Source organism: Streptomyces ureilyticus, assembly GCF_011045025.1.
Lineage (GTDB): Bacteria > Actinomycetota > Actinomycetes > Streptomycetales > Streptomycetaceae > Streptomyces > Streptomyces ureilyticus.
In genome coordinates this window covers 1-5,648 of the sequence record NZ_JAAKZX010000353.1, presented here as the reverse complement: position 1 = coordinate 5,648, position 5,648 = coordinate 1, and the positions used below count along the sequence as shown (strand labels likewise).

The 5,648-nt window shown below is 71.0% G+C and carries 4 protein-coding genes and 2 tRNA genes; 3 read left to right on the top strand and 3 right to left on the bottom strand.

What is annotated here, in order from left to right; translation table 11 throughout:
* Positions 1–167: 167 nt before the first annotated feature.
* Complete coding sequence (locus G6048_RS46445) at positions 168–500, bottom strand: GYD domain-containing protein (RefSeq protein ID WP_165345645.1); 333 nt, start codon at positions 498–500, stop codon at positions 168–170.
* 162 nt (positions 501–662) lie between these two features.
* Between G6048_RS46445 and G6048_RS46440 the strand changes: the two genes are divergently transcribed.
* Entirely contained in the window at positions 663–1,085 is a 423-nt protein-coding gene (locus G6048_RS46440; protein ID WP_165345644.1) for a hypothetical protein, read from the top strand.
* An 89-nt stretch (positions 1,086–1,174) separates the two neighbouring features.
* Here G6048_RS46440 and G6048_RS46435 read toward each other — a convergent pair.
* Positions 1,175–1,247 (bottom strand) — tRNA-Arg (locus G6048_RS46435).
* A gap of 197 nt (positions 1,248–1,444) precedes the next feature.
* Positions 1,445–1,535, bottom strand: a tRNA-Ser gene (locus G6048_RS46430).
* Between the two features lie 226 nt (positions 1,536–1,761).
* Here G6048_RS46430 and G6048_RS46425 point away from each other — a divergent pair.
* Together G6048_RS46425 and G6048_RS46420 are read left to right on the top strand one after the other, a co-directional pair.
* Positions 1,762–2,229 (top strand): SSI family serine proteinase inhibitor, encoded by a 468-nt coding sequence (locus tag G6048_RS46425; protein ID WP_165345643.1) that lies wholly within the window; start codon positions 1,762–1,764, stop codon positions 2,227–2,229.
* A 252-nt stretch (positions 2,230–2,481) separates the two neighbouring features.
* Positions 2,482–5,648 (top strand): PAS domain-containing protein (locus G6048_RS46420; protein ID WP_165345642.1); only part of this gene is annotated, 3,167 nt, incomplete at its 3' end.

Here is a 5,648-nt window from a genome sequence, read left to right as displayed (position 1 = left end):
CCACCCCACCCGAGCACGGGCCCGTCGACACCCCACCGCAGCCCCGTACTTCTCCACACCCGTGCCATCACCAAAAGCGTAAAGGTCACCACTGACAACGAGGGGTCCCCGACGATTCGCCGGGGACCTCCCACCTGCGGGTGCCGTTGTCGCGGCCGGGGCTCCGGCTATGTGGACGCGCCAGGAGCCCGGTACTGGATTTGCCCGGCGGCGCGCAGGGCCTCCAGTGTCTCGTCGACAGTCAGGAGGACAGTCGTCTCGAACGAGCTGAGCGCGCCTCCTCCGCTGATCGCCAGCGCCACCGCGGCCATGGACACGTTGTCCGGGGCCTCCCACAGGTTGTAGCCGTCGCGCGTGCCGAAGGCGTACCAGAAACCGTGGAGCTTCCCGCCGACGGACTCGATGTACTGCTGAGCGGCCTGCGCACGGTCCTCGGGCCGGCCGATCAACCTCTCCCAAGTCTCTGGCGTGTAGCTGAACCTCGATAGATAGAGCGGCATCATGTCTCCCTTTCGTCGCAACAAGGGATGCCACCGCGGGAAGACAGCCAGCCGGAAGCGGCCTGCGCATCCCCCGAACGGCCGCGGGCGCCCCGAAGTACTCAGTCAGAGCTGAGTACGCGCGCTCTGTCCGTTGACGGCATCAGCCGAAACGCTTGGGACATGAGCCAAGGACCACGGAAACCCGTTCTCCATCTGCTGTCGATCCTCGCGACGGCCGGGGCCTCGATGGCCATGTGGGCTGCCTGGCTGGGCTGGGACCAGCGGTACGACGTGCAGCCTGACGGCACGATGACCGGCCCGTACGAGGCCTGGCAGGTGATCGGGCTGGTGCTGACTCTGCTGGTGCCCGTGTACTGGGCGGCGTCCCGGCGGTACTTCGTGGGCGCTGTGCTCGGCCCCACGTCCGGCCTGACCGCTGCCGCCTTCTACGACTGGTCGGACGACACCAGCGGCCTCTTCGCGGTCGGCGTCGGGTTGATCATGATGGGCACCCTCGCCGCAACCGCCGTCGTTTCCGCCGTCACAGCCGCCATCACTGATCACCGGCAGAGGCCACCTGCGGCTCACTACCTGCCCAGCTGACGGCTGCCATCAGCCCGTTGCTGTACTTCACTGCTGTACGGCCCGAGAACACCAAAGGCCCCGGAGTGATCCGGGGCCTTTGACCTGTGTGCACTCGGCAGGATTCGAACCTGCAACCTTCTGATCCGTAGTCAGATGCTCTATCCGTTAAGCTACGAGTGCCTGTGTGTTCTGTTGTGTTGGCTCTTCCTGGCGGGCTTTTGGGCCCGGTCGGCGTTGCGGGAACAACATTACATGACTGGTGGCGCCTGGCGAAATCCGTTTAGCGGACCCTGTATGACCTGCGAAAACGGCCCTGGAATGGTCGAGGAACGACCGAAGCCCCGGCCAGTCGTGACCAGGGCTTCGGGATCATGAGGCGGAGGCGGAGGGATTTGAACCCTCGATGGGATTGAAGTCCCAAACCGCATTAGCAGTGCGGCGCCATAGACCGGACTAGGCGACGCCTCCAGCACAGCCGCCCCGCGCGAGCGCGAGTGGATGCGTGCAGATGATGACACAGCCCAGCGGGCTGTCACCAATCGCCCCCCACGGTACTAGGCGGAAAGGGCGAAGGGCAAAGGCGTAACGCGACGCAACGTCGTGGAACGGGCAGCGTTAAAGGGGTGGGGCCTGCGCCCCGGACCAGCGATTCGACCACAGACCGACCATCCCCCCCGCACCCCGTGGAGCCCCTATGTTCCGCCGTCTCGCCCTGACCGCAGCCGCTTCCGCCGCCGCCTCACTCGCCGTGCTCGCGGCGGCCCCCCCGGCCGCGTACGCCGAACCGCTTCCCTCTACGCCGTTTCCCCATATGCCGCCGGCCCCCGAGCGCGACCGCGACCGCCTCACCGTGACGGTCAGCGACGCGGGAGACGGGCTGGACGGGACGTACGAGCTGGAGTGTCACCCGGAGGGCGGCAGTCATCCCGACGCCCGGGGCGCCTGCGAGCGGCTGGACAGACGGACGGGCTGGGGTGAGGACCCGTTCGCACCCATCGAGCCCAAGAGGATGTGCACGATGCAGTACGGCGGTCCGGCCACCGCTCGCGTTACGGGGACCTGGGCCGGGCGACCGGTCAACGTCTCGTACACGCGCGGTGACGGGTGTGAGATCGCGCGATGGGACGCCATGGTGCCCGTACTTCCGAAGCTCGGTTCCTGAGCGCCGCGCCCTGCTGAAGGGCGAGAGCCACGGACGATGGCTGAGGAGGAGGGCTGTAGAGGAGGGCTGGGGAGAAGGAGGAGGTCACAGCTTCTGCGTCTTCTCTACTTCTCTTCTGCGTGCGACCTCCCTCTCATCCGGCGTCGCGAGCGCAACCTCTGCCCGTAGACTCCCTCGCGTGACACGTCGCGGACCGGTTGGCAAGATGGCCTCCGCGGTCGGCAAGGTGCGGTAACAGGGAGGAAGCGTCTCGTGAGCAGCAGGCCATCCCGAGGCGCTGCTCGCCTCGCAGCCATACTGGACGCGCTTCCCGATGCGTTGTTGCTGGTCAACGCCAATGGGACCGTCGTCAACGCCAACACCATCGCCCTGGAGGCCTTCGAGGCCCCGGGCACGGCTCTGGTCGGGCGCGGACTGCTCGATCTGCTGCCCGAGTTCGACTCCCGGCTGATCCCCGGGTCGATGCGCCGGCCCGACAGCATCGACCCGCGCGGCCGGACCAAACCGCGGCGGATGATGGCCCGGCGCACCGACAGCAGCGAGTTCCCGGTCGAGGTCACGAGCGCGAATCTGGAGAACGGCCAGCAGGCGTACGACAGTTCCGGCTACACCAGCGATGAGCTGCTGATGCTTGTCGTACGTGACCTCTCCGGCACCGTCGACACCGAGGCCGAACTCGCGCGATCGCAGCGGCAGACGGAGATGATTCTGCGGGCCGCCTCCGAGGGCGTGGTCGGGACCGACACCCAGGGGCGGGTCGTCCTCGTCAATCCGGCCGCCGCGCAGATCCTCGGCTTCCGGGCCAGCGACCTGGGCGGGCAGGAACTGCATCCGCTGACGCTGCACTCGCGCGCCGACGGCACCCCCTTCCCGTACGAGGAGTCGCCGCTCGCCGACACTCTCCGCTCGGGGCGCAAGCACCGGGTGCGGGGACAGGTGCTGTGGTCCAAGAACGGCGACAAGGTGCCCGTCGACCTGACGACCGCGCCCGTACGGGACGGGGACCAGCTCGTCGGCGCGGTGCTGACCTTCACGGACCGGCGGGCGTACGACGCACTCGTCGAGGAGAAGGACGCGGCTGCCCAGCGGCATCAGGAGGAGCTCGCGCGGACCGCCGAGGAGCATGCCGCGGCGCTGAACGCGTTGCGGGACGAGCACGGCAGGGAACTCGCCGGGCTGCGAGAGGCACATGAGGAAGAGCTGGCCGCCGGAGACGACCGGTACGCGGCGCTCGCCGAGCGGGAGAAGGACCGGTACGAGGCGCTGGCCGCGCGGCACGAGCAGCTGCTCGCCGTGCTCGGGCAGTCCCTGCGCGGCCCGCTCGACCAGCTGCGCGGCGACCTGGCCGCCCTGGCCGCCGACGACGCCGGACAGCTGTGGCCCGAGGCCAACCAGGTGCTGCACCACCTCGCGGCCGGCTACTCCCGGATCACCACCCTCATCGACAACGTGCTCGGTTACCAGCGGCTCGACGCCGGGGCCGAGGACGTCGTACGGACGAAGGTCATGCTCGACGCGGTCGTCGCGGCCGGTGTCGACGGAGCCGTCGAGCTGATCGGGCCCGGGCGGGTGCAGTTCGCCGTGCACGCGCCGCCCATCGAGGCCGAGGTCGACCCGCAGCGGCTCGCGACCGCGCTCGCGCATCTCGTCGCGGACGTCGCGGGCGTCGACTCGACGGGCAACGCGCCGGTCTCGGCCGGTGGCTACATGGACAACACGGTCGTCGTGGCGGCCGCCCAGCGCGGCGAGGTCGTACGGATCGAGGTGCGCGGGCCGTATGCCGGGGGAGACCCGGTGCACGAGCCGATCGTGCGCGGGATCGTGCGGGCGCACGGTGGAGTGCTGCAGACGCATGAGGTGCCGGGGATGAGCGGCAGTGCGTTTGTGCTCGAGGTGCCCATCGGGGGCGGGGCCGGGGCGGTTTCCGCTCAGGCTCCGACGCCGGATCTTGGTGCGGATGTGGCTGCGGGCTCGGGTGCTTCGGCGGAGGGTGGGCCTGGTTCCGCGGTCGCGCTGCCCGAGCGCGTCCCCGCTCAGGCCGGTGGCGGGCGGCGGCGGGCTCGACGATCCTCGGTGGACGCCTTCCTGGAGAGCGAGGTCACGCCCTCGACCGAGACGGGGGCGGGGGCGGGAACGGAGACCGGGGCGGCCGCGCCCACCGGGCGGCGGCGCCGGCGCGCCGCGGCGGATGAGTCGCAGATGGCGCAGGTGCCCGTTCCGGCGCAGGGGACCGGTGAGGGGCCCCAGGTGTCCGGTGGGACCGGGCGGCGGCGGGGACGGCCGAGTCCCGCGGAAAGCGGCGGCGGGGTTGCCGAGGGCGCGGTCGTGACCGCAGCCGAGCATGCCGCGGGTGCCGCGGCCACCGGGCTCGGGCCGACGGTGCCTCCGCAGGGCGTGCCCGCGCCCGAGGGGCAGCGTGCGCGACAGATCGGCGGTGAGCGGCAGGCTCTGCCCGCAGCGCTGCCGTCGGGCCACGGCAGCGAGGAAGCCGGCCGGCCAACCGGGCGGCGTCGGCGTGCGCTGGCCGCGGCGGCCGAGCGCCAGGCCGCCCAGGAGGCGGAGCCTCGCTCGGTGTTCGCGCTGCCGCCGGCGGACGCCGACCGTGGGCCCGGGTACGCCGCTCAGCAGCCCGCCCAGGGGCAGCCCGTCCATGGGCAGACCGGTCAGGTGCCGGTCGGTCACGGGCAGACCAGTCAGGTTCAGAACGGTCAGCAGCAAGTCGGTCATGGGCAGGCCGGTCAGCAGCAAGTCGGTTACGTGCAGGCCGACGATGGTCGTCATGATGCGGCCCTGCATGATCCTGCCGAGGATCACACTCCGCCACAGCCGCATCCGGTGTCGGCCCCTACCGGGCGGCGGCGGGCTCGGCAGGGGGACGCCACGGGCGCGGGGCAAGGTGTTCCCGGACAGATGGCGCCCGCGCAGGCTGCGGCCCAAGGGGCTTCCGCGCAACTCACTCCCGCTCAGGGGGTTCCCGCCCAGGGTGACGCTTCCCAGGGTGCTCCCGGACAGCCCGTTGCCGCGCAAGGCATCCCGGAACAGGGAGCTCCCGGCCAGAGCGTCGCCATTCCGGGGACCACCGGGCAGGGCATGCCTCAGCCGATGATCCCGGCACAGGGCGTACCTCCGCAGGGGATTCCCGCGGAGGCTGCCGCCGTTGCCGCGACCACGCCTGCGGGCGGTGTCCCCGCTGCGGGTACGACGCCTCAGGGCACCGCCGTCGCACAGAACGCCCAGCCCCAGCCTCAGCCGCAACCCCAGCCTCAGCCTCAGCCCATGGCGGCCCCGAGCCCTCAGCCCCAGTCTCAGCCCTGGCCTGGCGCCGAAACTCCGGCTCCCCAGGCCGCAGCTCCCGCCGCCCAGGCCCAGGCCCCGGCCGAAGCGGACGCGCCCCGCACAGCTCAGCCCCGGCCCTGGCC